The 24,241-nt window shown below is 60.9% G+C and carries 23 protein-coding genes and 1 pseudogene; 12 read left to right on the top strand and 12 right to left on the bottom strand.

Annotated elements, in window-relative coordinates:
• A partial coding sequence (locus GSQ92_RS00220; RefSeq protein WP_371418529.1) for a hypothetical protein occupies positions 1 to 251 on the top strand: 251 nt, incomplete at its 5' end.
• Positions 252 to 447: 196 nt separating this feature from the next.
• Here the strand turns inward: GSQ92_RS00220 and GSQ92_RS00215 are convergent.
• Positions 448 to 681, bottom strand: coding sequence for a hypothetical protein (locus GSQ92_RS00215; protein WP_158800810.1), 234 nt, complete (start codon positions 679 to 681; stop codon positions 448 to 450).
• A 5-nt stretch (positions 682 to 686) separates the two neighbouring features.
• Between GSQ92_RS00215 and GSQ92_RS00210 the strand changes: the two are divergent.
• The 7 genes and pseudogenes from GSQ92_RS00210 (at position 687) to GSQ92_RS00180 (ending at position 7,750) form a co-directional block, all read left to right on the top strand.
• Positions 687 to 1,675, top strand: a pseudogene (locus GSQ92_RS00210) (pirin family protein).
• A 175-nt stretch (positions 1,676 to 1,850) separates the two neighbouring features.
• On the top strand, positions 1,851 to 2,825 hold the full coding sequence (locus GSQ92_RS00205) for a cyclase family protein (protein WP_158800809.1): 975 nt from the start codon (positions 1,851 to 1,853) through the stop codon (positions 2,823 to 2,825).
• Positions 2,826 to 3,065: 240 nt separating this feature from the next.
• Complete coding sequence (locus GSQ92_RS00200; protein WP_158800808.1) at positions 3,066 to 3,989, top strand: formyl transferase; 924 nt, start codon at positions 3,066 to 3,068, stop codon at positions 3,987 to 3,989.
• A 1-nt stretch (position 3,990) separates the two neighbouring features.
• Positions 3,991 to 5,124 (top strand): CDP-glycerol glycerophosphotransferase family protein, encoded by a 1,134-nt coding sequence (locus GSQ92_RS00195; protein WP_158800807.1) that lies wholly within the window; start codon positions 3,991 to 3,993, stop codon positions 5,122 to 5,124.
• Positions 5,125 to 5,211: 87 nt separating this feature from the next.
• Positions 5,212 to 6,072 (top strand): formyl transferase, encoded by an 861-nt coding sequence (locus tag GSQ92_RS00190; protein ID WP_216856703.1) that lies wholly within the window; start codon positions 5,212 to 5,214, stop codon positions 6,070 to 6,072.
• Entirely contained in the window at positions 6,069 to 7,211 is a 1,143-nt protein-coding gene (locus tag GSQ92_RS00185; RefSeq protein ID WP_158800806.1) for a hypothetical protein, read from the top strand. Before GSQ92_RS00190 ends, GSQ92_RS00185 begins: the two co-directional genes overlap by 4 nt.
• 62 nt (positions 7,212 to 7,273) lie before the next feature.
• Positions 7,274 to 7,750, top strand: coding sequence for a hypothetical protein (locus tag GSQ92_RS00180; protein WP_159012809.1), 477 nt, complete (start codon positions 7,274 to 7,276; stop codon positions 7,748 to 7,750).
• Here the strand turns inward: GSQ92_RS00180 and GSQ92_RS00175 are convergent.
• Positions 7,721 to 9,028: a lipopolysaccharide biosynthesis protein gene (locus GSQ92_RS00175; protein ID WP_254065427.1), complete on the bottom strand. Its 1,308-nt coding sequence runs from the start codon at positions 9,026 to 9,028 to the stop codon at positions 7,721 to 7,723. The genes GSQ92_RS00180 and GSQ92_RS00175 overlap by 30 nt on opposite strands.
• A 45-nt stretch (positions 9,029 to 9,073) precedes the next feature.
• Here GSQ92_RS00175 and GSQ92_RS00170 point away from each other — a divergent pair, with 45 nt between their 5' ends.
• Positions 9,074 to 10,201 carry a hypothetical protein gene (locus tag GSQ92_RS00170; RefSeq protein ID WP_158800804.1) on the top strand — a complete coding sequence of 376 codons (1,128 nt, stop codon included), beginning with the start codon at positions 9,074 to 9,076 and terminating at the stop codon, positions 10,199 to 10,201.
• Between the two features lie 19 nt (positions 10,202 to 10,220).
• On the opposite strand, the gene GSQ92_RS00165 is transcribed toward GSQ92_RS00170, so the two are convergent.
• The 6 genes from GSQ92_RS00165 to GSQ92_RS00140 all read right to left on the bottom strand — a co-directional run bounded on the left by GSQ92_RS00165 (position 10,221) and on the right by GSQ92_RS00140 (position 17,496).
• Positions 10,221 to 11,177, bottom strand: a complete 957-nt coding sequence (locus tag GSQ92_RS00165; RefSeq protein ID WP_158800803.1) for an SDR family NAD(P)-dependent oxidoreductase — start codon at positions 11,175 to 11,177, stop codon at positions 10,221 to 10,223.
• On the bottom strand, positions 11,174 to 12,922 hold the full coding sequence (locus GSQ92_RS00160) for a fatty acyl-AMP ligase (RefSeq protein WP_254065425.1): 1,749 nt from the start codon (positions 12,920 to 12,922) through the stop codon (positions 11,174 to 11,176). Before GSQ92_RS00160 ends, GSQ92_RS00165 begins: the two co-directional genes overlap by 4 nt.
• A gap of 45 nt (positions 12,923 to 12,967) precedes the next feature.
• Positions 12,968 to 13,747, bottom strand: a complete 780-nt coding sequence (locus GSQ92_RS00155; RefSeq protein WP_158800802.1) for a nucleotidyltransferase family protein — start codon at positions 13,745 to 13,747, stop codon at positions 12,968 to 12,970.
• Positions 13,744 to 14,904 (bottom strand): GNAT family N-acetyltransferase, encoded by a 1,161-nt coding sequence (locus GSQ92_RS00150; protein ID WP_254065424.1) that lies wholly within the window; start codon positions 14,902 to 14,904, stop codon positions 13,744 to 13,746. The genes GSQ92_RS00155 and GSQ92_RS00150 overlap by 4 nt, the downstream gene beginning before the upstream one ends.
• Before the next feature lie 259 nt (positions 14,905 to 15,163).
• A complete protein-coding gene (locus GSQ92_RS00145) occupies positions 15,164 to 16,201 on the bottom strand; it encodes an LptF/LptG family permease (RefSeq protein ID WP_158800800.1) in 1,038 nt (345 codons plus the stop codon).
• Positions 16,202 to 16,218: 17 nt separating this feature from the next.
• On the bottom strand, positions 16,219 to 17,496 hold the full coding sequence (locus GSQ92_RS00140; RefSeq protein WP_158800799.1) for an LptF/LptG family permease: 1,278 nt from the start codon (positions 17,494 to 17,496) through the stop codon (positions 16,219 to 16,221).
• 188 nt (positions 17,497 to 17,684) lie between these two features.
• Between GSQ92_RS00140 and GSQ92_RS00135 the strand changes: the two genes are divergently transcribed.
• Positions 17,685 to 18,230: a DUF2141 domain-containing protein gene (locus tag GSQ92_RS00135; protein WP_158800798.1), complete on the top strand. Its 546-nt coding sequence runs from the start codon at positions 17,685 to 17,687 to the stop codon at positions 18,228 to 18,230.
• Here GSQ92_RS00135 and GSQ92_RS00130 read toward each other — a convergent pair.
• Entirely contained in the window at positions 18,224 to 19,141 is a 918-nt protein-coding gene (locus GSQ92_RS00130; protein WP_158800797.1) for a metallophosphoesterase, read from the bottom strand. The two genes, GSQ92_RS00135 and GSQ92_RS00130, sit on opposite strands and share 7 nt — an antisense overlap.
• A gap of 47 nt (positions 19,142 to 19,188) precedes the next feature.
• Here GSQ92_RS00130 and GSQ92_RS00125 point away from each other — a divergent pair, with 47 nt between their 5' ends.
• Together GSQ92_RS00125 and GSQ92_RS00120 are read left to right on the top strand one after the other, a co-directional pair.
• Complete coding sequence (locus tag GSQ92_RS00125) at positions 19,189 to 20,217, top strand: acylglycerol kinase family protein (protein ID WP_158800796.1); 1,029 nt, start codon at positions 19,189 to 19,191, stop codon at positions 20,215 to 20,217.
• 35 nt (positions 20,218 to 20,252) lie between these two features.
• On the top strand, positions 20,253 to 21,128 hold the full coding sequence (locus GSQ92_RS00120; RefSeq protein ID WP_158800795.1) for a hypothetical protein: 876 nt from the start codon (positions 20,253 to 20,255) through the stop codon (positions 21,126 to 21,128).
• Positions 21,129 to 21,131: 3 nt separating this feature from the next.
• On the opposite strand, the gene spt is transcribed toward GSQ92_RS00120, so the two are convergent.
• The 3 genes from spt to cax form a co-directional block, all read right to left on the bottom strand.
• Positions 21,132 to 22,352, bottom strand: a complete 1,221-nt coding sequence (gene spt / locus GSQ92_RS00115) for a serine palmitoyltransferase (RefSeq protein WP_158800794.1) — start codon at positions 22,350 to 22,352, stop codon at positions 21,132 to 21,134.
• A 1-nt stretch (position 22,353) separates the two neighbouring features.
• A complete protein-coding gene (locus GSQ92_RS00110; RefSeq protein WP_254065422.1) occupies positions 22,354 to 22,620 on the bottom strand; it encodes an acyl carrier protein in 267 nt (88 codons plus the stop codon).
• Positions 22,621 to 23,155: 535 nt separating this feature from the next.
• On the bottom strand, positions 23,156 to 24,214 hold the full coding sequence (gene cax / locus GSQ92_RS00105; RefSeq protein WP_158800793.1) for a calcium/proton exchanger: 1,059 nt from the start codon (positions 24,212 to 24,214) through the stop codon (positions 23,156 to 23,158).
• Positions 24,215 to 24,241: the final 27 nt, after the last annotated feature.

Here is a 24,241-nt window from a genome sequence, read left to right as displayed (position 1 = left end):
CCAAGGCGCCCGGCGACCAGCGCCGATTGGGGGCGGTCGTCGCGGAGGTGACGCTCGACGGGGTGGCGCTGGATCTCGCGGATCATCGCCTGGCCTTGGGTTTCCACGCGATCGAGCGGCAGGGCGGCGCCTGCTGGCGCTGGACAGATGGGCAGGCGCTGCTGGACTTCGGACCGAGCGAGGTCGAGCGCGTGGTGACAGTAACGGTCACCGTCATCGCGGCCGCACAGGACTGGTGCGTCGCGGCCTGAAATGTGGCGGAGCGCTCCCTGGTCTGGACACGTCGAGAGGCCGGAGCCGACCGCAGTCACGCCGTCAAAGTCGATGCACAAGTCGGCAGTTTCGATCTTGGTGGGATGCTCCACTGGCGCAACAGGCTGCCTACTGGCCGGGGTCCGTGTGGCCCGCTTTACCGTATTTGCCGGCGCTATGGAGCATCGCTAGGGACTAACGAGCGGCAATCATTGTTATTCGCGCATGCGTTTGGGTTACGCGCGGTGTCGGACGGCTGAGGAGACGTTCGGCGAGTCCGCCGACGCGGGCAGCAGTCATGGCAATATGGAGATCATTGAAGACCAGCACGAAATCATTGACATGCGGCATCCAATGATTTGTGAGCGGCTGCCAGCGCGCGCCCACGTCGGCGCCCGCGAGTTCGAGCCGCCAAAGTTGAAAGGACAAATATGATGAGCGGCGAAACCGGCCCAAACGAGACGATGCCGGCCTGCATGGAAAACGTGATCCTCCCACGAGCCCACGATATCGGCGGATTCGAGGTGCGGCGCGCACTCCCGGCCAGGCAGCGGCAGATGGTCGCCCCTTCATCTTCTTCGACCAGATGGGGCCTGGCGAGTTCCTGACCGGCAAGGGGCTGGACGTGCGGCCGCACCCCCATATCGGGCTGTCCACCGTAACCTACTTATTCGATGGCGCGATCCAGCACCGCGACAGCCTTGGCTCCGACCAGTCGATCGTGCCCGGCGACGTCAATTGGATGACGGCGGGGCAAGGTATCGCCCATTCTGAGCGGACGGCGAAGAGCGCCCGGGGCATTCGAACCGGCTGTTCGGCATCCAGTCCTGGGTGGCCCTGCCACGGCAGCATAAGGAGGTGGCGCCTGGCTTTCTCCACCACGGGGCGGATGCCCTGCCAGTCATTGAGAATGGCGGTGCCAAGCTACGGCTGATCGCTGGCTATGGCTGGGGCCTGCGCGCGCCGGTCCTCACGCCGTCGGAATTGTTCTACGCCGATGCCGTGCTTGCAGCCGGGCGCAGTCCTGCCGATGCCGGACAGCCATGAGGAACGCGCGGCCTATGTCGTGGAGGGCGGCGTCGAAATCGCCGGCGTTTACTTCGACACCAGCCGCATGCCGTTGTTCCGAGCCAATGACAGCATCGCACTGCGCGCGGGGCTGAGGGGGGCCCGGCTGCTGTTGCTGGGTGGCGCGGTGATGGACGGGCCGCGCCATTTGTTCTGGAACTTTGTCCCTTCGTCGCGCGAACGGATTGAGCAGGGTAAAGCGGATTGGAAAGCAGGCCGCTTCGCGAAGGTCCCCGGTGGCGACAAGGATTTCATCCCGCTGCCGGAAGAGCGCGTCCTTCGGATCCGGTGCAGGCGCAAGCCGGATCTCCGACGAGCTGAGGCTTCCGGCGCAGGCTCTGGTGCAAATATCTGATGCTCAACCTGCGCAACGTCAAAGTGATTCTGGCGGTAGTCCCGTCGTGCGAATTTGCGCGAGGCGAAGAGATTGTGTAGTAAATGACCCGCGATTCTGATCCGGTTCGTCTGGAATTTAGCTCATCACGTTGCATTAGATCTCTCCAAGTCACAGTCGATCGATAGGATGTAACATGTGCTCACCGCAGATTGTTAACGAAGCCATGAAGCTAAAGATCGCGGCATGGAACGCGAGTTTTCGGCAAGTCTCGACGAGCCCTTTCGGGCCAACAGATGAAGTAGGGATGCTCAATCTCATCGATGGCGCGTCTCGTGATGCAATCATGCGGCGGGCGGATGCCTCCCATGTTTACGATCTTTCAGTAGATAACTTCGTCGGGATGCCGAGTTGGACGGCCGCTGGCGATCCTTCCTATCAGATCTGGATGACCCATACTCCACCCGGAGAAAATGTCTGGAATTCCATGAAGCAGGACGACGCTACAAACGATCTGGTAGCTTATTCAGGCGATGCGGTCTCCATGTATACCCATTGCGGCACCCATATTGATGCGCTCAACCATTTTGGGTTTAGGGGACGGATATGGAACAATTACACTATCGATGATAATCTTGGCAGCCGCGGCTGGAACAAATGCGGCGCGGAGAAACATCCTCCGGTAGTGGCGCGGGGGATCATGCTGGATATCGCAAGCATGCACGGACTCGACGTCCTCCCTCCTAGCTACGGCATCGGCGCGAAGGACTTGGAGAACTGCCTCAAGCATCAGAAGACAGAGCTACGTCCAGGAGATGTGGTGCTTCTCCGTACTGGACAGATGAAGCATTGGCTCGATGCTGCAGCGTTTTGCGCCAATACTCCTGGGCTCACGCGCGAAGGGGCGGAGTATCTTTGCAAAGGGGGCGCGGTTATGATCGGAGCGGATAATTTGACGTTGGAGCAAGTTCCGTCCACTGAGCCGGGAAACTATCTTCCGGTTCATTGTTATTTGTTAGCAGAGGCCGGGGTGCCTATCTTGGAGATGGCCCAGCTCGATGAATTGAGCGCCAATGCGGTCTTTGAATTTGCTTTTATTGGCGCTTGCATAAAGTTGGCGGGCGCTACCGGCTCGCCAATGCGGCCCATCGCGATGCCATTGCGCGAGTGACATTTCGCCTTTCAAACCAAGTCGGATGTGGTTGGGCAAACGCGAATCTTCAGGCTGGTCTCGTTTGCAGGTGTTCTTCTACTGAGGTGATGGACCTGCCCCGCGCAGAGGCGTAACTCTTCTCCTTCCGGAGCTTAGGCTGGTCGTCAACGTCCTCTCGATCCTCGCCCTATACGATCGGGGCTTCTGGTCAGGTGTGGTTCGCCGCCTCTATAAGGTGATGTTGACGAGGGAGGTCGTATGCCGCGGCCACTGGACATTTGGCGGTGCGCGATCGTGAAGCAGACGGCGGAGGAGATTGTCCGCGACGGCGTTAGCCCAGGCTCTGCAATCTGGTTTCCGGATACGCCCCCATTTACCTTCTGGGCGGACCCCTTCGCGCTATGGCGGGATGGGCGCCTCTATGTGTTTGCCGAGGCATTCGATTACCGGACCCGGATCGGCCATATTGATCTGCTCGTTTACGATGGCGATCTCAAATTTCTCGAAACCAGGCCGATTCTAAGAACGCCTTGGCACCTCTCTTATCCATTCGTCTTCGAGGCCGAGGGCGACACATGGATGCTGCCCGAGGCCTATAAATCGGGTACGCTGACCCTGTATCGCGCGCGTTCTTTTCCGGACGACTGGGAGGCGGTCTACTCAATCCCGCTCGACAGCCCGGCGATCGATGCAACGCCTCTTTGGCACGGCGGCAGGTGGTGGCTGTTCTATTCGCCCTCTCACGATGCTTTGGCTCGTCGCAGCAACCTTCACGTGGCGTGGTCCGATAGGCTGACCGGCCCCTGGCACCTTCATCCGCTCAATCCCGTGCGTGCCGATCTGGCGAGTGCTCGTCCGGGCGGCAGACCGATGGTTTGGGGCGGCGCGATCATTCTGCCCGTTCAGGACTGCCGATTAACCTATGGCGGCGCCATTCGCGTCCTTTCAATCGAGACTTTGGACGGGACAGGATTCGTGGCGACGGATCGTGCGGGTGTGAGTGCGCCCTCCTGGATGGCGCCGTTCACGGAGGGTTTGCATACGCTCGCCTCCGCGGGCCCGGTCACGCTGATCGACGTCAAGCGGACAGAGGCGTCTTTCTACGGGGAGGCGGTCCGCATTCAAGGCGTGTTGCGACGCCGATGGAGAGAGGCTCGGTCTCTAAAGCGGTCGGCTGGTTGAGATGAAGAAGATAGCGTTCGTCTTCGTAGCAGAACCCTACCAGTGCTATCATGGGGCCTCTGTGGCTTTTGCAATGGCCAAGATGGCCGATGTCCGAGTGGCGATCTACTATAACGACCCGGATTCTGTTTATCATCTGGACCGCATAAGGGTGCTGTACAGCGCGGCGCCCATGAACTATATTCGTATGAAGCGCAGTCTGTTTACGACATTTGTTCAGAGACTCAAGATCTTTGGATTTCTCAAATACACCGTCTACCGATCAAACGAACGTGCATTCGCACAGTATGACGCGGTCGTTTCGGTGGAAGACACCGCTTACAGACTATTCGAGACATCCAACGCTGCTGATCGACCCAGGAAGATCTACCTGCCGCATGGGGCGGGTGATGGAATTGTAGGATTTTCCGGCCGGGCAAAACACTTCGACCTGGTGCTCCTGCCCGGGCCGAAGTCGGCAACGCGCATGATGGAATCAGGTTACGTTCGTCCGGACAATCATCGCGCGATTGGTCTGGTGAAGCTCGAAACCGCTAATTTGCTCTACGACGCTCAAGACACCTTTTTCGCTGTGAAACGTCCGACCGTGCTCTATAATTCTCATATCACGCCTGGGTTGCGATCCTGGGACACCTTCATAGAACCGATGCTTGCGGAGTTTACGGCGTCCGATGACTACAATCTCATCGTGGCGCCGCATGTTAAATTCTTCCGGCGTCGCAGCCGGCGGCTCCGTGCGAAATGGGAAGCGCGAAGCTCGGCAAATGTCATCGTGGATACCGGATCCGACCATTCCGTCGATATGAGCTACACACGGGCCGCCGACATTTATGTGGCTGATATCAGTAGTCAAATCTACGAATTTCTCATCGAGCCGCGGCCTTGCATCTTCCTCAATCCTCACCGGATTGCGTGGGAGACTAACCCGAGCTACGCGCATTGGCATCTTGGCGATGTCATCACCGAGCCGGAGCAGCTCATGCCCGCGATCCGCGCGGCAAAGGCGCGGCACCCCATCTATCTGGAGAGGCAGGTGGCGATGGCGGCTGCGTCCCTGGGTGACCGCAGTCCGGGCGCGTCCCGCCGTGCCGCGAAGGCGATCATGGAGTTCCTGCGCGAGCATGAGCGCTTGTAGCCATGTCATCTTCGCTCGCCCTATAAGATGCCGATGCTCCGACCGATGGACATCTGGCGATGCGCGATCGTGAAGCAGCCCGCCGAGGTGATCCTGCGCGGCGGCATCGACGCGTCCTCGGTCGTCTGGCTTCCGGATATGCCACCGGGTTCCTTTCGAGCCGATCCCTTCGCATTGTGGCGTGGCGGACACCTCCACGTTTTTGCCGAGGCCTTCGACTACCGCGACCGTGTTGGGCATATCGATCTCCTTATTTTTGATCGTGACCTGAATTTGCTGGAATGCCGCACGGTTTTGAAAACGCCCTGGCATCTGTCCTATCCCTTCGTTTTTGAGGCGGATGGTGAAATCTGGATGCTTCCTGAGGCGTTCCAATCTGGGGCCTTGACTCTGTATCGAGCCCGGCGGTTTCCGTTCGAATGGGAACCCGTCTGCGAGGTTCCGCTGGATGGTCCGGCAATCGACGCGACACCATTTTTCTACGGGGAAAAGTGGTGGCTGTTCTATGCCCCCTCACATAGCAAGCTCGCCAAAAAGAGCCATCTTCATGTGGCGTGGTCGGATAGCTTGACGGGTCCATGGAAACTGCACCCGCTCAATCCAGTACGCATCGATCTTTCCAGCACCCGCCCCGGAGGTACGCCGTTCGCGAGGAACGGCGTCATCAATCTTCCCGTGCAGGATTGTCGCGCGACTTACGGCGCCGCGATTTGCATCCTGGAGATTGATTGTCTCGATGAAACGCAATTTTCGGCGACCGTTGGCGAAATGCTCGTCGCGCCACCATGGATGGCACCTTTCACGGAAGGCCTGCATACGCTCGCGACGGCTGGATCGGTGACCCTGATCGATGTCAAGCGCATGGACGTCTCGCTCCATGGCAAGCTGGGGCGCGTTGATGGAATCATACGGCAGCGTTTGAAACGTGCGAATGTCTTTCGGCGATGAGGATCGGCTTTCTATATAACCACGATGCAAGCCATCAGGTGCCGCATACCATTCCCATCGCGGCAGCACTTGCGAAGCGAGGCATCGATGTCGAGATTTTGACGTCGAGCGAGGCGCAACGTGCGGTAGCGCAAGCACTTATTCCGCCGAATGTAACTGTCCACTTCAGAAGTCTGCGGATCAGCGCGGCAAGCCGCGCGGCGGACCACCTTCTTCGTCATGTCGCACCCTTTAAGCGAATCGCAATCCTCCGGGAGAATCTCGACCTGTTCAGGCAATTCGATGCGCTGATTGTACCGGAGACGACCTCGACATTGCTGAAGACGCGGTTCGGGCTGACCGCTCCAAAATTAATTTATGTTCCGCATGGCGCGGGTGATGGTGCGGCCGGATTCCAGCCCGCGACCAAGAGCTTTGATTTAGTGCTTCTGTCTGGACGAAAGGTGCGGGGCCGGATGCTCGCCTTGGGGTTGGTGACGGAATCCAATCATGCGATCGTCGGATATCCGAAATTCGATCAGCTAAACCTCAGGCCGCCCGCGCGTTTCTTTGACAACGACAGGCCGACAGTCCTTTACAACCCACATTTCAACCCGCTGCTGTCGTCCTGGTATTCGCTAGGCAGAAAAGTGCTGGAATGGTTCGCAGTCCAGGATCGCTTCAATCTGATCTTCGCCCCCCATGTGATGCTGTTCAAGCGACTGCTTCACACCTCGATTATCCACCGAAAAGCGAGACTACGGCCCCGTTTGCCGAGGCACCTTCGCGATAACGCCGGGATGCTGATCGACACAGGAAGCGATCGGTTGATCGACATGAGCTATGTGCAGTCTGCCGACATCTATCTGGGTGACGTATCGAGTCAAATTTATGAATGGATTCAAAGGCCGCGACCTGCCATCTTTTTCAACACCCACAAGTCTGGCTGGCAGGCCTCACCGGACTACGGACACTGGGCCCTTGGAGAGGTGATCGGCGGGTTCGATGCTCTTCCCGCAGCGCTTGATCGGGTGATCGCCCATCCGGACGCGTTCAAGGAACGTCAGGAGGCCGCGGCGGCAGAAACGTTCTCGATGACGGACCGTCGAGCGGGAGAGCGGGCGGCTGACGCCATTTTGGCATTCATGCGGCCGGCCTGAGGCTCGCGCTGTGACCCATGACAGGCACATGGTAGGATAGAACTGGCACAGCGGAGGCCAAGATGCGCTTTTCGAATTGCAACATCCCTCTCGCAGTTGCGCTGGTGCTCGCCGCGACCGTTGACGCCTGCGGGACGCCGCCACCACCGGCAGTTGTGACCGCGTCTACAGCAAGCGTCTCCACCGGTAGCGGCTTCGACGGCACATATCGTGGCGAGGCTTTTCCGGACCAGATCATCGAAGGATGCGGAGAAGCCTCGCACGCGATCATACTCGAGGTGAAGGGCAATCGAATCTGGGTGCGACACAGCCATGCGCTCACCGGCACCGTCGACCCCGCGGGCGAAGTCTCCATGCAGAATAGCGATGCAACCAGCAACCTGACCGGATCGATCCAGGGCGGTGTGCTCAAGGCGACCGAGACGGCGACCAGGTCGCCCAAGAAGCTGCAAGGTTTCTATGTGGACTCAGAATCGACATGCACCTTCGCGATTCAGGCGACCAGGGAGTCAGGCGGTGATTCGGACGGCGCGCCATAAGGTGACGCCGAACACCACGAGGGTGACGCCCGACGCGATGATGGTGGCATCGGCCGCACCGATCGTGCCGAACCACGGCACCAGAACGGCGAGCGATCCGAACAGGCAGATGTTTGCGCAGACCCGACCGAGGAGGACCTGTCCGGGCTTTCCCATGGCGGTGAGTGCCGGTGCGCAGACGACGCTCGCAAGATCGAGGGCGGCGGCCACACCGAGCAGAAGAAGCAGGGGATAGATGCCGGCGTATTGCCGGCCCGCGATCAGCCCCAGCAGCGGATGCCCAAGTACCAGAAGAATGAGGGTGATGATGATGCCCGCGAGCGAGGCGAGCCCGGTCGCACGCATCAGGAGTCGCTTGAAGTCGCCGCCCGCATTGGCCGTGTGGGCGCGCGCGAGCTCCGGAAATATCGCGCGCGAGACCATTTCGGAAATCCGCGCCAGCGCTTGGGCAAGTTGATTGGCAAGCCGGTAGTGACCAGCCCCAACCGGCCCCACCATGAGGCCTACGAGCAGAACCACCATTTGCTTGCCGCCGTAGTCCAAGGTGACGTTGAGATTGGTCATCCAGGTGAAGCGCCATATGCCAGCGTTCTCACGTAGGGCGAAGCGGATCGTGCGCGCAGTGGGGAAGGTCAAGGACCCCGGTGCCACGGCCCTGACGCAGACCCAGTAGACGATGGCGGTCATGATTTCGCCGGCAGCCCAGGCGACCAGGAAGCCGCGCACCGTGGCACCGATCGCGACCACCGTCAGGGCGCCCACGAAGCGCATGATGGGTGTCACCGTGTCAGCTGAGGCGCCGACCCCGAAGCGATCATGCAGACGCAAGATGCCAACGGCGGTGGACCTTCCCGAGAGGAGAATCACGAAGCTGAAGGCGAGGCCCGCATGCGACAATTGAGCGGACCAGCCGAGCAGCGGGCCGAGCACCATGACGGAGAGCGCAGCGATAACGCAGCCGGTGACAGCGCCTGCCATGTCCAGGGAGAGACAGAAGCCGGCGAGGCGGGCGGCGGCGGCGGCACGACCCTCCTTCACATGAGGCAGGCCATAGCGCACAACAATTTGCCAGGTTTGACAGCTGACGAGGGCGGAAATCGCCTGTGCGCCACCCAGGACCAGAGCGAACTGGCCAAAACCCTCAGGGCCGAGGGAGCGGGCAGCCAGCGCCAGGTAGACCAGGCTTAGGGCCGCGCCCATCGCCTTGCCCCCCAAAAGCCACCCTAGATTGGTGAAGACGCGCCCGAGCGAACCCTCGCGCCGGTCTCTTTTCTTCAAGACCGTTTGCCAAGCAGCCCGGGCAGTCCGTAGATGTCCTGCAAGATGAACATTGCCTTCCTCTATATCGCCGAGGCCTACCAATGCTATCACGGAGCGTCCATCGCACTCGAACTTGCGGCGCGCCCGGGCGTCAATGTTGTCAGCTATTACAACGATCCTGAAACGCCGCGACACCTTGAGCGCATCCGTATGGCTTACGGAACGCCACCAGTGGCCTATCGCAGGCTTCGGCGATCGCCGCCGACCCGGTTGATGCAGTCGATCCGCATTCTCGGCATGTTCAAAGAAATGGTGATGCGCGACAACGCCTCGGAACTCGACCAGTACGACGCCATCTTCACGCTCGAAGACACGGTCGCCTCGGCACGGCGTCTTGGTATCAGGAGACCGAAGCTCATTTACAGCCCACATGGTTTCGGAGATAGGGCGCGCGGGTTTGATGCCCGCGCCGCAGCGTTCGACTTTGTACTTGTCGCGGGTGACAAGAGCGCCACGCGTTTGTTGAAGAGCGGGCTTGTAACGGCGGCCGACCATGCTGTGATCGGTCCGGTAAAACTCGAAGTCAGTGCGCGATTGCGCGTTCAGCACCGGCCCTTTTTCAAGCATCAACGCCCAACGGTGCTCTATAACGCGCATAAGGCGCCGCGGCTCACGTCCTGGCACAAATTCATCGAGCCGATGCTCGGCCAGTTCGGCCGGCAGACCAGATTCAACCTGATTGTCGCGCCGCATGTAAAGATGTTCCGGCGGCGGTCCGTGTCGGTCAGATCGATGTGGGAGGCACGTAGTACTGACACCATCATAATCGACACGAGTTCAGACCGATTGATGGATATGACTTACGCAGACGCAGCAGACATCTATGTCGGCGATGTCAGTGGCCAGGTCTATGAGTTTTTGGCGGTGCCGCGTCCCTGTGTCTTTCTGAACGCACGCGGTGTGCAGTGGCGTGACGACCCGAACTTCGCGCATTGGCATCTCGGGGATGTGGTTGATGACCCAAAGGATCTTTTGTCGGCCATAGGTTCGGCGCCCGAGCGGCATGATTTCTATCGAGCAAGGCAGGAGATCTTTGCGAAGGCGTCGCTCGGTGACCGCAGCGCAGGGGCGGCGGAGCGGGGCGCCGATGCGATACTCGATTTCATGGGGCGGTCCGCAAGTGTCAGATAAGGCGGAATCTCATCTCGCCCTAAACCCTCAGATACCCGGCTGATTTCCACCATGCGACGGTCTCGGCAATGCCTGACTGGAGGGTGATGTGTGGCGCCCAAAGAGCGTCGGGCAGCCGCATCTTGCGGTCAGGTGCCCAGTCCCGGTGCAGGATTTCGCGCAGTTTGGCGCGGCCGAAGATGGCGGGCTTGCCAGAGAGGGTGGCGAGACCGTCGCTTGCAGCACCTGCAGCACTCAGCAGCAGATCAGGCACGTGCAGCATGCGGGGCCTATTTCCGAGGGCATCACCGATCGTTGCGAGAAGTTCAGCCCAGCCGTAGCCGTCAATCCGCTCGTCCGAGATTTCGAACACGGCATGGCTGGGTCCGCCGGGGCTCAGCGCCGCGATGGCCGTCGCTGCGTCTCGCGCATGAATTAGGGCAATGCGTAGCTCGGGCTTTGTCATGGCAGGCGCGATCGAGCGTCGTGCCATGCGCATCATGGCGAGACCCTCGATATCCCAAGGTCCGTAGACGACGCAGGGCCGGAGGATGACCCAGGACGTGGTGCCAAGGATGGCGATTATCGCGTCTTCGCCCGCGCGCTTGCTGGCGGCATAGGCGGAAAGATGCGGATGCCGCGCCGCCTGTGACGAGATCAGGACAAACCGCGCGGCCACAGCGTTCCGCGCCATTGCCTCCGCCAATCTTCGGGTTCCGTCAGCGTTGATCGCGAAGAACTCTTGGGCGCTTCGTGCTTTGACCAGTCCTGCCGCGTGGATGATCACGGAGGCGCCGGTTACCAGCCGGCAGAGTGCGGAGGAATCACCCAGATCCCCGAGCACGAGTTCAAGCGGGATCTCGGACAGAAGGGGATGCAGCGGGGCGCGGCGCGTCAGCAGCCGGACCTTCCAGCCTGAGGCCGCGAGGGCCGCGACGATGTAGCGTCCTAGAAATCCCGTGCCACCCGTGACGGCAGCGACGAGCGGCGCCGTCACGCAGAGACGACAACGCGTGGAAGTGCTTCCGCCAGGTAATGCTGCCGCGTGAGAGAACGGCTCAGTTTGCCAGACGAAGTATAGCTAAGACTACCAGGTGTTAACAGGATCACGCGACAGTCGAGCCCGTGCTGCGCCCGAATCGTTCCACTAACGTCCTCGATCAGCCGGCGACTAGCTGCCGGATCGGTGATGCTGCGCGATTCGACGGCAAGAAGGAGAATTTCCTGGCCATCTTCTTCCACGGAAAACGCCGCGACGTCGCCGGTCCTGACCTCGGGGGAAGTTCGTTCGACCGTCCACTCCAGATCCTGCGGCCAGATGTTGCGCCCATTGATGATGATGAGGTCCTTGGCGCGCCCGGTAACCACCAGTGTTTTCCCGAGGTGGTAGCCGAGGTCGCCGGTGGCGAGCCATCCATCGGCCGAGAGATTGACGCCCGTCTCATCGGGTCGGCCGTTATATCCCTGCATCACACTGGCGCCGCGCGCGAAGATCCGTCCCACGCGGCGGTCCGCCAAAACGGCGCCGTCTGCATCACGAATTTCAATCTCATGATTCGGTAAGGCGACACCGCACAGCACGACTGTTCGGACGCGGGAATTTTCGTCGGCTGGGGCTTGGATGATGCCAACCTGCTCCATCAGGTCGAGGTCGATGGTGTCCATCTCTATCCCACGCCCGATCGGTGCGAAGCTGATCGCGAGGGTGGCTTCAGCCATGCCGTAGCTCGGCAAGAAGGCTTCTGGCCGAAATCCGCAAGCAGCGAATAGTTTTGCGAAACCGGACAATACGGCTGGTCGGATCATGTCGCCGCCGATACCGGCGATGCGCCAGCTCGAAAGATCCAGGTCGGCCCTGCTGATGGACTGCTCGCGCCGCGCGCAAAGGTCATAGCCGAAGCTCGGACTGTAGGAGATCGTGCCGCGGCCGTTGGAGATGAGTGACAACCAAAGTTGTGGGCGTCGCGCGAAATCCTGCGTGGCGAGCAAATCGACCGTCACCTGGCCCGACACAGGGGTAAGCAGGAAGCCGACCAGCCCCATGTCATGATACAGCGGCAGCCAGGATACGGCACGGTCGTCCGGCCGAATCTCCAGCCCATGGCTCAGCATCGCAGACACATTGGCCATGAGGGCGCGCTGCTTGATCACCACCCCGATGGGAAAGCGGGTGCTGCCGGAGGAAAATTGCAGATACGCGGTATCGTCAACCCCGATCACCGGCAGTGCCACATCAGCGTCGGGGGCCTCAGCCAGATCAGCAACCGTGCTGCAAAGGGCCAGCCCCTGATCCTCTGCAAAGGGAGAGAGCCATCCGATCAATGCCTTGGGTGCGAATAACGCGGTCGCTTTCGCCTCTATGATCAATCGTCCGATATGCGCGACATAGGCCTCACGTCCCCCAAAGGCGAACGGCAAGGGCAACGGGACAGGGATGAGGCCGGCATATTGGCAGGCAAAGAAGATGCGGACGAAGTCGGGCCGTGTCTCCGCGATGATCGCCACTGGATCCTGGCGCTTCAATCCCCGCGCTAGTAGCTTTCGGGCGAGTGCAATCGCCTCGACCCGCAAAGTGCGATAGGGAAGCGCCTCTGTCAGTTCGCCCCGAACGGAATAAAAGTTGAGACCTGTCTCGCCGCTCGCCGCGTAGTCGAGCGCTTCCGGCAAGGTTAGGAAGTTGCCGAGGCGCTGCTCGATGCCGCTGAAAGTTGGCGTCGGCCCGGAGATGTAATTGAAATCCAAGATTTGTGATCCAGAACATGGTCGTGGGTTAGGCTCGGGTGCTGATTACGCCGCTTTGCGTTTAGCAAAGGTTTTGTCGACGAGCAGCAGGTCCGATGGTTTATCGACGTCGACAGCGGCATCCGCGAATGGCAACTCGACGATTGCGAGCTTCGCTCCTACGCGACGACCCAAAAGCCGAACCGCGGCCTGCATCGTCAAGCTTTTGAACAAATAACGGAACAGCGCGGTCAAGCCGATGATCCGCACCATGGCGACTGGGCTCTTGCGCTGCTGTTCCAACCGTTGCCAGAAGTCCACGGCTCGGCTGGCACTCGGTGTGCGCAGGAGGAACAGGTTGCAGCCGCTAAAGTCGCCATCGCGCATGCGTAACCAGGTGCGGCGGGTAGTTGGATAGGCTACGCGTATCACATCCGATCGCGCCACGCCGGCCGTGGCATCGGCCTCATCGGGCGTTTGGGAAAGAAAGGACTGCAGGATTTCGGGCGTTAGCAATGCGTGATCCGCCGTCGTGACGAGCAGCGGAGTTCCAAATTCTAGCAAGGAAGCAGCAACGCTCCGGCTCGGCGACGCGGCGGAGGGACGGACCAGGATCGTGCGTGCCTCCGCAAATGCGGCCAGAATATCCGACGGCTCGGTCGAGACGATGATACGGTGGACGGCAGGGCAGGCCTGGAGCGCCCTGATGACGTGCAGGATCATCGGCGTCCCGTCCACGGGGAGCAGCGCCTTATGAGAGACGCCGGCCGCCGCCGCCATGGGGTCAATTCTACCCCTGCGGTTCCCGGCGAGAATCAGCGCTGTCAGTCCGTCACCTGGCGTCATCCGGCCAGCGACTTTTCATAGACGCGATAAGTCTTGTAGGCGCGTCCACCGACGGCTTCGGCCAGATGGCGCATCGGCATATTGTCTTCCAGGACCCACGACATCTCAACGGCTGTGATGCCCTTGGCCAACGCTTCGCGCCGCAATGCCTCCACGATGTGAAGCGAAAGAAGCCGCCCCAAAATGCCATTGCCGAAACGTTTGCGCACACCCATCAGAGGTACGCGGGCCGTCGTTACGCCCGATACCTTCAATCGCCACAACAGTTTGGCCCAGCCGAAGGGGAACAGCTTACCCGAAAGATCGCGGATGGCCGCGTTCAGGTTGGGGAGGCAGAGGCCGAAGGCCGCCGGTTCGCCATCGACCTCGGCAAACCAGATCAGGCGCTCATGGAGGAGCGGCCGCATGGCCTTCGCCATATGGTCTACCTCGGCCTGAGTGATGGGTACGAACCCCCAATGGCCGTCCCAGGCATCGTTATAGATATCGACGAGGGCGGCGATATCGCTCTTGAGGTCCTTCAAACGCATCGGCCGCAGGACGACGTTCGATGGCAAGCCGCGTGCCACCATGGCGGCCGAGGCGGGCGGCAAGGCCGCGGAGCTATCGCAAATATAAGCGTAGAGATCACGGACCTTACTGTAGCCATTCGCCTTGATGTGGTGATCCGCATAGGGCGGATCATATGGCATCATGAGCATGGGATCTGTATCGAAGCCATCGACCAGCAGGCCCGTTTCTTCGTTGACCGACAGGTTGAAGGGGCCCGTTACGCGTTTGAGGCCCTTTTCGATGAGCCATTGTTCAGCCGTCGAAAGGAGGGCGGCGAAGACAGCCGGCTCGTCGATCGAAACCAGCATGCCAAAGTTGCCGACCGGCTCGGCCGGATCGACTTTGGCCAGATGATCACGCTGGGCACTGATTCGGCCAATATCCACGCCGTTGCGGACGGCTAGCCAGAACGCGACGTCAGCATGGCCGAAGAAGGGATTGCCCTTGGGGGTCAGAGCCGCCTGACGCTCCGAATGGAGAGGCGGCACATAGTGCGGCTCGGCGCGAAAGAGTCTGTCGGGCAGGCGGATGAAACGCTTCAGTCCGGCGCTGCCGATGACGGGTATGATCTCGATCGCGTCCAGGCGTGAAGTCGAACCGTTCACATCCATTGCTCCCGGCGGGGAGGGCCATCGGGTGGAGGGCTGTCCGTGTATGGACGAGCGCGCTTGCAACGCACCTGGTCCGATGTTTGGCTTCCGTGGACGTTGGATAAATCCCGCAGAATCATTCGTTCGAGATCGAAGCTCTGTCCGTATTTACGCCGGCGCGGGTACATCAACTCTCCTTAGGGCGGTGATTGAAACTTAAAGAGATCGGCTGTCAAGCAACCGGGAGGGGAGGCGCTGGGCAGGGCCAGACCGCCTAGTCACCCTCAGCCTGGATCAGGCGCAGGCCGCCATAGCCTGAAAACAGCACGAGTGCGGCCCATCCGGCCAGCCAAGGCGGCAAGGTCCCGGCCTCTCCCAAAGCGCTGAGAAGGCCGGCAGAGGTGAGGTAACCGAGGCCGAGAATGAGGCTGCTAGCCATGTAGACGCCGCCGCCTGAGGCTCTCGGGGGCGCCAGCAGAACCGGCACAGCAAACAGTATCATGAGGAGGGGATCGAACAGGGAGGCGATCGTCCCATGCAATTGGGTGCGGTAGAAATCCATGCTTTGCGAGCCAGCCCAGCGGCCGCGAAGCGTGGCAATCAGCCGGCCGAGCGTCATGCTGTCGACCGGTTGGGCGAGGTCAATCATATTGGCGGGTGCAGGGCCGTGGGGCCAGCCAAGGGTCGGGAGAAATCGGGCTTCGGCATGGTTCTGTCGCGCGACGCGGACGGCAAAGAGCGTCCAATGCCCATGTTCATAAAGGGCCGAACCCGCGTCCAGCCGGACGAGCAAGTCGCCCTGGTCGGAGCGCTGGGCGATCATGATGCCTTCCAGGCGCCGGCCCTTCAACGACACCCTATCGATCGAGGCTATGTCCCCATGTGAGGCCAGCCAAAGGCGCGGTGGCGCTGGGTCCGTGTTGCTTGGAGGTATCTTCACGATCCACCAATCGGAGAAGGCCCGTTGCGCGCGAGGCGAGATCTCCGTCCGCAGTGCGAAATGCACGATGGTGATGGCGAGGCATATTGGCAGCAGAAGCCCAAGGATCTGCCCTAGGCTGAGGCCCGCCCCACGCAGCGTCGTAGCCTCCTGAGTGCCGGCCAGCTGGCGGAACGCCAGCAAGGCGCCGACCAGCGTCGCCAATGGGAGCATCTCAGCCAGGGTGGTCGGCAACCTAAGGCCGACGTAGTGGCCAATGTCGGCCAGGCCGCCATGCGCCAATATGGTGCCAGCCTTGTCCAGCAGGTCGAGCAGTTGCAGCAAGGCTGCCAGCCCGAAAAGGGCACCGAGCAGGCGCGTGAGCAACAGCACTGTCAGGTAGCGGCGGATTACCAGGCGCGGATCTTTCGTCGGCCCATTGGCACGGGGCGACGCCAGGCGCGCGCGATACGATCGGACGCCCGCTCGAGCAGATCGAAGATGCGGTCGAAAGGTCCCTCACTCGTATGACGAACGGCACGCCGGAACATCCACAGGCAGAAGACAGTGAACGTCAGGAAACATCCCCAAAGGGGCAATCGCGGATCCATCAGGCCCGCGGTTCCGATGGCCTGAGCCAGCTGGACGGCGTGGTCGTAGAGCACCAGGATGATGACGCCGACCACGATTCCGTATTGGCGGCGGGTTCGTTTGGCGGCGAGACCAATCGAAATGGCCAGCAAGGGCAGCACCACGAGTGAAAGCGAACGCACCAGCCGGCTGTGGAATTCGCCGTCGAGACGGCGGACGGGCTGAGGCGGATGCGGATGGTTCCGCGCGTGCCACAGCTCCCCCATCGTCATCTCCCGTTCATCGAAACCCCGTGCGCGGAAGTTCGCGAAGTGCAGCAGGAACGGATGGTGCATTGTCGTGCTGTCGGAAGACACGGAATCGATCCGATTGTCGGGCAAGACATTCATCTGCTCGCCGTTTTTCAGACTGAGCATGACCTGCGTTCCGTCATCGGAAAGGACGAGCGTGCCGCTGCGGCCCGTGGTGAGCTTCTCCTTTCCATCGGGCGCCCGCTGATAGACAAACACGTGGCTCAGCGCGCCGGTCGCCGGGTCAGAAGCATCTGCCGTGACGATGAGGTTCTTGGAGACCTGAATGATCTGGCCGGGCGGAATGACCCCATTCCAGGTGCCCTCCGTGGCAGTCTGGTAAGCCGCGCGATAGGCGTAGCGTGACAGCGGCTCCAGGTAGCCATAGAGGCCGAAGCCCCCGGCGGCGGCGATGGCGCCAAGGAGCAGAAACGGCCGGCTGATCCAGGCCAATGAAAGTCCGGCATTTTGCATCGCCTCAAGCTCGCTGCCCGCGCTCAGGCGGGCGATGACGAAATGAATGCCGATAAAGATCGCCGCGGGAAGGGCCAGACCGAGGTAATGCGGCACGAGATCGACCAGCATCCGGCCGACGGATCCGGCAGGCGCATCGGTCGACGCGATGAGGTCGAAAAGCCGTAGCAGCCTTTCGATCAAGAGGGCCGGTAACACGATGAGCAATGTCGCCGTAAATGGCCCGGCGGTGAGAACAAGCAGATAACGCGGGATCGTTCGGGCGGATCCGCGTCGGGGCTTGGCAGGGGTGGCCCTCAAATCATCGATCCCGACGCTTCGAAAGCCGTCCACGCTCTCCGCCTTCAATATGGCATTCCGCCGCAATCATGATCCGGTGGCCTACCACAGATTAGGTGCGAGCGCGCGAGGTGCGTCCTGCGCGCGGGACGTATGACTAGGAGATATCGTGTCGCCGTGGGTTGCAAGCGGTGCGGACGATGCAGATGCTCGGCGCCCAAGCGGAACATAGAGCGACCACGATGGCCAACCGTCCCTTAACGCCGATGCCTGACGAGCCGGTGCCAGATCTGAAGTGGCTTCGATGGCTTGCGATGGTGATGGTCTGCGCATTGGCGTTCGGCCAGTTCGGCTATGGGAAGGCCTATGCGGCCGAGGAAACCGCCACATCCTGCGCAGCGACCAATGCCCCCGCGGCAGGCCCGCGCCTCTATATCACCGCGACCGGCGCGAGGAGCGTCGCGGGAAATATCACCTTCACCCTTTATGGCGCGGATCCGGCCAGGTTTTTGGCTCATAAGGGAAAGCTCGCCCTGATGCACGTGCCGCTGTCCTCCACAGAGGCGGTCGGCTGTTTCGTCGTTTCGGCGCCGGGTGTCTACGCGGTGGCCATCTATCACGACGAGAACAACGATCATCACTTCGGTCGCACGTTGATCGGCATGCCAGCCGAGGGCTATGGCTTTTCCAATAACGCCCGGATTTTCCTGGCGCCACCGTCGTTCCGATCGGTTCAATTCCGGGTCGGTCCGGGGGAGACCCATATCGCCATCAAGTTGCGCTACTGAGCTAACGGCAAATCGATCGTCCATTCGGCGGCCTGCCGGAAGCTGTCCGATGCAGAATCATAGCGCCGCACGAGGGTGGTGAGTTGCCAGCAGGCATTGGTCCGCGAAATGCGATGAAGGTGCCAGCCAGCAATCTCGGGCTTTTCGGTGGTGGCGAGCGCGGCCGGAACTCCCATGGAAGGAATGGTGCCGTTCGGCCCGGAAAGACCAACAACACTCGTCACGTGATGATGACCGTGTAGGACAAGTTCGGCTCCCTGCCGCTTCAGCACCGCACAGAAGGCTGCACGGTCGCGCAACGCTTTCCGCTCGCCGCCACGGCTCATGACCGGGGGATGGTGGATCAGCACTACCCGGAACAGCCCTTCCCGACTTGTCTCCGCGAGCAGCTTGCCGAGGCGATCAAGCTGCGGGCGCCCAAGCTGGCCCGCTGCCGAGAAAACCCGTGTGGTCACGGCCGTGGAAAGGCCGATAAGGGCAAGGGGTCCGCGACGCCTGAGAAATGGAAAGCACTCGGCTCCGCCTCGGGCGCCGCCGGCATCGCCTCTCATCCAGGCGTCCCATTGGCCAAGGCCGTCCTGCCACGAAACCTGGGCGGTGAGGTCATGATTGCCGGGGATGACCGAGATATCGGTTGGCGCCCCGCGCTGATCGAGCCATTGCCGGACAGCCCTGAATTCCGCGGGAAGGGCGAAGTTCACGAGATCCCCTGTCAGCGCGATATGATCCGGCGCATAAGACGCAAGATCAGCGAGCAGCGCAGCCATTGGCTGGAACGTATGCACGCGATGCCGCTTGCGGCGCCACGATAGGAAAGCCAAGAACTGCTTTCCGTTCAGCCGTCGCCACGAAACATCCGTTTGGGTGGGCGGCAGATGCAGATCGGACAGATGGGCGAGGCTGAAACTCATTGCGCTACTCAAAATTCACCCCGGTCCACCTCCATCCCCACCCTAGCATGAGTCCCGCCGTCACGGATGTCCGCATTGAGAGTGTCCGGCAGTTGATGGCCGCGCACGAAACGAATGCGGCTGCATCGCGGCGGATCGGGCTTATCATCAATCCACGCAGCCATGCCAACAAAGCGGATCCGGTCCAAATGGACGCCGTCCTTGCACGGCACCCTGAGATAAGCCGCGCATCTCCGGCCAATGCCGCGGCGCTGCACGAGGTGCTTAGGACTTTCGCATCCGACAAGATCGAAATCCTTGTGATCAGCGGGGGAGATGGCACGGTGCGCGACGTTTTGAGTGCGCTTGCAACCAGCGACTTCTCGTCGCTGCCGGAAATTGCAATCCTTTCCGCCGGAAACACAAATCTGGCAGGACGCGTGTTGGGTAGCCCAGGACACGGCGAACGCGCGCTCGAAAAGCTTATCGCCGCAATCACAAACAATCTGACCCGAAGAAGGACCTGCCCGATTCTCCAGGTGTCCTGGATCGGTGAACCGGCGCGGCCTGCTGTATGCGGGTTCCTGTTCGGCGCCGCCGCCTTTACCGAAGCGAAGCGAATTGCCGCCGAAAGCATCGAGCGACGCGGGATTCATCAAGGTCTCGCGGTTGCCGTGGCTTTCGCGGCGACCGTCGTCAAAGCCCTGTTCGGTCGCAGCCGCACGATGTCGGGCGGAGTCCAGATGGAAGTCTGCATCGATGGCGGATCGCCGGATGGCGCGCGCAGATTCCTGATGTTGGCGACAACGCTCGACAGTCTGATGCTGGGACTCTGGCCGTTCTGGGGCCATGGTCGCGGCGGTATCCGTTGGCTCAATATCGATGCACCGCCGCTACGGCTGAGCGCTGCTTTGTGGGCGGTCCTTCTGCGACGGCCACGCGAGTGGATGGCGAGAAGCGGCTACAGATCGGGACGCGCCGATAGCCTCCGCATTCGCATGGAAAAGCCGTTCATCCTGGATGGGGAGGCTTTCGACGCAGGCTCTGACGGGATCCTGCTTTCGGCGCCGTTTAGCGTAACGGTCATCACCGCGTAATGCAGGCGGGCACGCATACGTCGATCGAAGATCTGGTGGCCGCGGAGCTGGCGAGACCGCCGCCCCCTGAGATTCAGGCACTCGCCGCTGAGATCATCCGCCGTCATGGAGACAGCGTGAACGCGGTTTTGTTTTATGGCTCCTGCCGGCGTACGGGCGATATGTCGGGCCTGCTCGATCTCTATGTTCTGCACAGTGGACACCGCGCGTTCCACGGCCGGCGCATCGCAGCTCTGCTCAACCGACTTCTGCCTCCGAATGTCGTTCTACTTACGCCGCCGCCCGGCCAGGAGGGCGTTCGCGCCAAAGTCGCCATCATGTCGGAGCGACAGTTCGGCGCCCGTGTGCGGCGGACGTCCTGGGACACCACGATTTGGGCACGCTTTTCCCAGCCGGCGTCGCTTCTCTATGCACGGGATGAGCCGACCCGGATTCGGATCGAATCGATCCTTAGTCAGGCCGTCCGGACCGCGGCTCTTTGGGCACTCAAGCTGAGCAGAGCATCGGATACGCCCGCAGATGCCTGGCAAGGGTTGTTCGCCCAAACCTATCGGGCGGAAATTCGACCCGAAAGGCACAGCCAGCCGGAACTTCTCTACGGCGCGAATGTCGAATGGTTTGAGAGCACACTGTCAGCGGTGCGTGCCGAGAGTCTGGCGCCATTCGTCCGTGAGGGGAAGCCGCAACCGCCGCTCGGCTGGGTTTTGCGACGCCTGTGGGGCAAACCGCTCAACCTGATGCGGATCATGAAGGCCATCTTCACGTTTGAAGGCGGCGTCGACTATGTAGTTTGGAAGATCCGGCGCCACAGCGGCATACACCTGACGGTAACGCCCTGGCAGCGACGCCATCCGATTTTGGCAGCGCCAAGTTTGCTTTGGCGTCTGCGCCGCTTAAGGATGCAACGCTAGCGCCTATTGCGCTGCCGGGAGAAAGGCTTCGCGAGCGTGCTGGACGACGCCGAGTTCGATTCCGACGGTCGTGATCGTTTTAATCGCAAACTCGATCTCGGCGCTGGTATGGGCAGCGCTGACGCTGCTCCGCAGCAACGATTGGCGTCCCGGCGTCGCCGGCGGCAGGGCTAGATTGGCATAGATCCCGAGAGCCAGAAGCTTGTTCCAGAAGACAACCGCGATCTCGGGGCTATCGAATCGTATCGATACGATTGGGCTAACGGTTGGGCCAAGTAGAAAGCCTGCTTTAGCAAGACCATCATAGAGACGCGCGGCATTCCGTTCCAGATCGCTGCGCAGGCCCGGCTTAGCCACAAGCACCTCAAGCGCCTGCGTGACGCTCGCGGTAACGGAAGGGGGAAGGGACGCGGTAAACATATACGCTCGCGACGCCAATCGCAAAACATCAAAGTCGGGCATATCTGAAACACAAAATCCCCCGATACTGCCGAGGCTTTTGCTGAATGTTCCGACAATGAAATCGACATCGTTTTCGACGCCGGCTTGCTCGGCGAGGCCGCGGCCATGCTCGCCCAGCACCCCCAAGGAATGCGCCTCATCTACGAGGAGATAAGCGCCGGTTTCGCGCTTGACCGCGGCGATTTCCTTCAGCGGCGCGATGTCGCCCAACATGCTGTAGATCCCCTCGACAACGATCAACTTGTCTCCTGGCAGGTCGGCTAGAATTCTAAGGCGGCGAAAGAGATCATCGGGATCGTTATGCCGAAAGCGAGTGACCGAGGCCTCGCTCAGTCGGGCCCCGTCATAGATGCTGGCATGGCTATCCGCGTCCAGTAGCAAATGGTCCTCGCGCCCCGCGAGCGCCGTGAGCATGCCCAGGTTGGCCTGATAGCCCGTTGTAAAGAGCATAGCTGCCGCGCGCCCGAAGAAGTCCGCGATCTTCTGCTCCAGCATCTTGTGACCGCTATAGGTGCCGTTGGCCGTGCGCGAGCCCGTGGTGCCCGTGCCCTCCAACCGAAGGGCTTCGGTCGCCTTGGCCACGCAGCTCGCATCGAAGGTCAGCCCGAGATAGTTATTCGTGCCAAGGAGAAGGACGGGCCGCCCGTTGACTATTCCCTGCGTTGGAGACGAGATCTTTTCGAAATGAACGTTGAACGGGTCCTGTCTTTCGTCGCGCACGCGCGCATAGGCTTGCTTAAGGTGCTCATACTTCGCAAGCATTTTACTGAGTGACCTGCGCCGATTGTGGTTCGAGCACGCGAGCCAAATCTCCTATCGTCTCGATACCGGCAACAATATCCAGCGAAATGACGGTATTGAACTTGACCTCAAGCTCCAGGATGAAATCCATCACAGCTATTGAATCAAGGTTGAGATCCCGGACGATATTTGTCTGAGGGGTCACCTTGGCCAGTACGTCCGGTGTCATTCCTTCCAAAGTCCGAATAACGTCAATAATTCTGCTAATTACGCGCTCATCATCGGCCACAGCCTAAACTCCGTTGCACAGGCAGCAAAACGCATTCCGAACGCCACGATCCGATGTGCCATCCGAACGGTTTAACAGGAACGACATTTTTTGGTAGCAAAAGTTTTTTATATCTCATACCCTGAAGTGTCCACACCTGAACATGCAAGTACGGGCGGCTAACGCGTGAGGTAATCCTCTCGTGTCTCGAACTTGGCTCGGCTTCGCTCGGCCGCCGTCACTCGCTCCGCAATGCCGTCGCTTCACTCTCCCTGATGCAACTCCATGCGAGCAATCACGACCACTGCGGACAATGCGCCCGCTCTGGTGAATGCGACCAAAGATCTGAGGTCGACGACGGTTGTTGAAGGGACGAATGCCGATCTGGCGGAGTGTGGACACGGGACTACGCGAGATTTGCGCTGCCTGCGTTACCGGCTATCCATCGTGACGATCGAATCCGCCAAGTCCTGTTTGTTGCGGAAGCGCCATAACTGCGGAGCCCAGACCTCATCGGGGGCGCCTCGTGTCACAACCGAGGTAGTGGAGTGATGGCTCAGGCTGATCCGACGAAGAAGAAGGCCAGACCGAGCAGCACATAGACCCCGACCAGAAGCAGTCCCTCGAACCAGGTCGTCTCGCCGTCGGCGGCGATCGCGCGGACGATGAAGGCGGTTCCGCCGATGGCGAACAGCTCCAGCGGATCGAAGACCAGGTTCATTGGGCTGCCGATCAGCCATGAGGCCAGAACCAAGATCGGCGCCACCACCAGCGCCATCTGGATGGCCGAGCCGATACAGATGCTGAAGACGATGCTCATGCGATCCTGCCGTGCAAAGGCCACCGCAGCGAAGAGATCAGCCGAAGTGCCGACCAGTGCCAGCACGATGATGCCGAGAAAGGCCGGGGCGACCTGGAGTGTTGTCGCCGTTGCCTCGACCGCATCCGAGACGAGTTCGGATTCGAGCGCGATGAAGACGGTGCCGACGACCAGCACCGCTAGCGAGCGGGACAGGCTCCAGGCGGGGGCGCCGCGCTGCTCATCCCCCGCGAAGACGTCCCGGTGCGTCACTAGGGTGAAGACGAGGTTGGCTCCGTAAAGCAGCAGAAGCACGATGGAGGCGCCGATGCTGACCCGTTCATCCACTGCCGCCGTGTCGGGCATGCCGGCATGAGCGCGCAAATCAAAGATCGCCGGCAGTAGCAGGGCGACCACGACCAGGATCAGCAAAGTCGACAACAGGCCGGTATTGGCGCGGTTAAAGGTCTGTCGTTGCCGCGAAAGGCCGCCTACCAGCATCGCCAACCCCAGGCCTAGCAGGCTGGTTCCGATGATCGATCCGGTGATCTGCGCCTTGACCACTGATGCCTGGCCGTGGGCGAGAACGAACAGCGCCAGCACCAGTTCGGCGATGCTGCCGAAACTGACGTTGAGCAGGCCGCCAATCGCGCTGCCCGCCCGCTCGGCCAGTTGCTCAGTTGCCTTGCGAACCCAATCTGCCAGGACGGCAACGGCGATCACGCCGCTGACGAAGAGCCAGATCGGGCCTGCACCGAGCGGATATTTCAGAGCTAGCGACAGCGGGATGAATAACAGAAGCGCCAAAGAGGTCATCGGTTGTCACGCACCCCTCGGCTGCCT

The organism is Acidisoma sp. S159, from assembly GCF_009766125.1.
Classification (GTDB): domain Bacteria; phylum Pseudomonadota; class Alphaproteobacteria; order Acetobacterales; family Acetobacteraceae; genus Acidisoma.
This window is presented reverse-complemented; position numbering and strand designations above follow the sequence as displayed.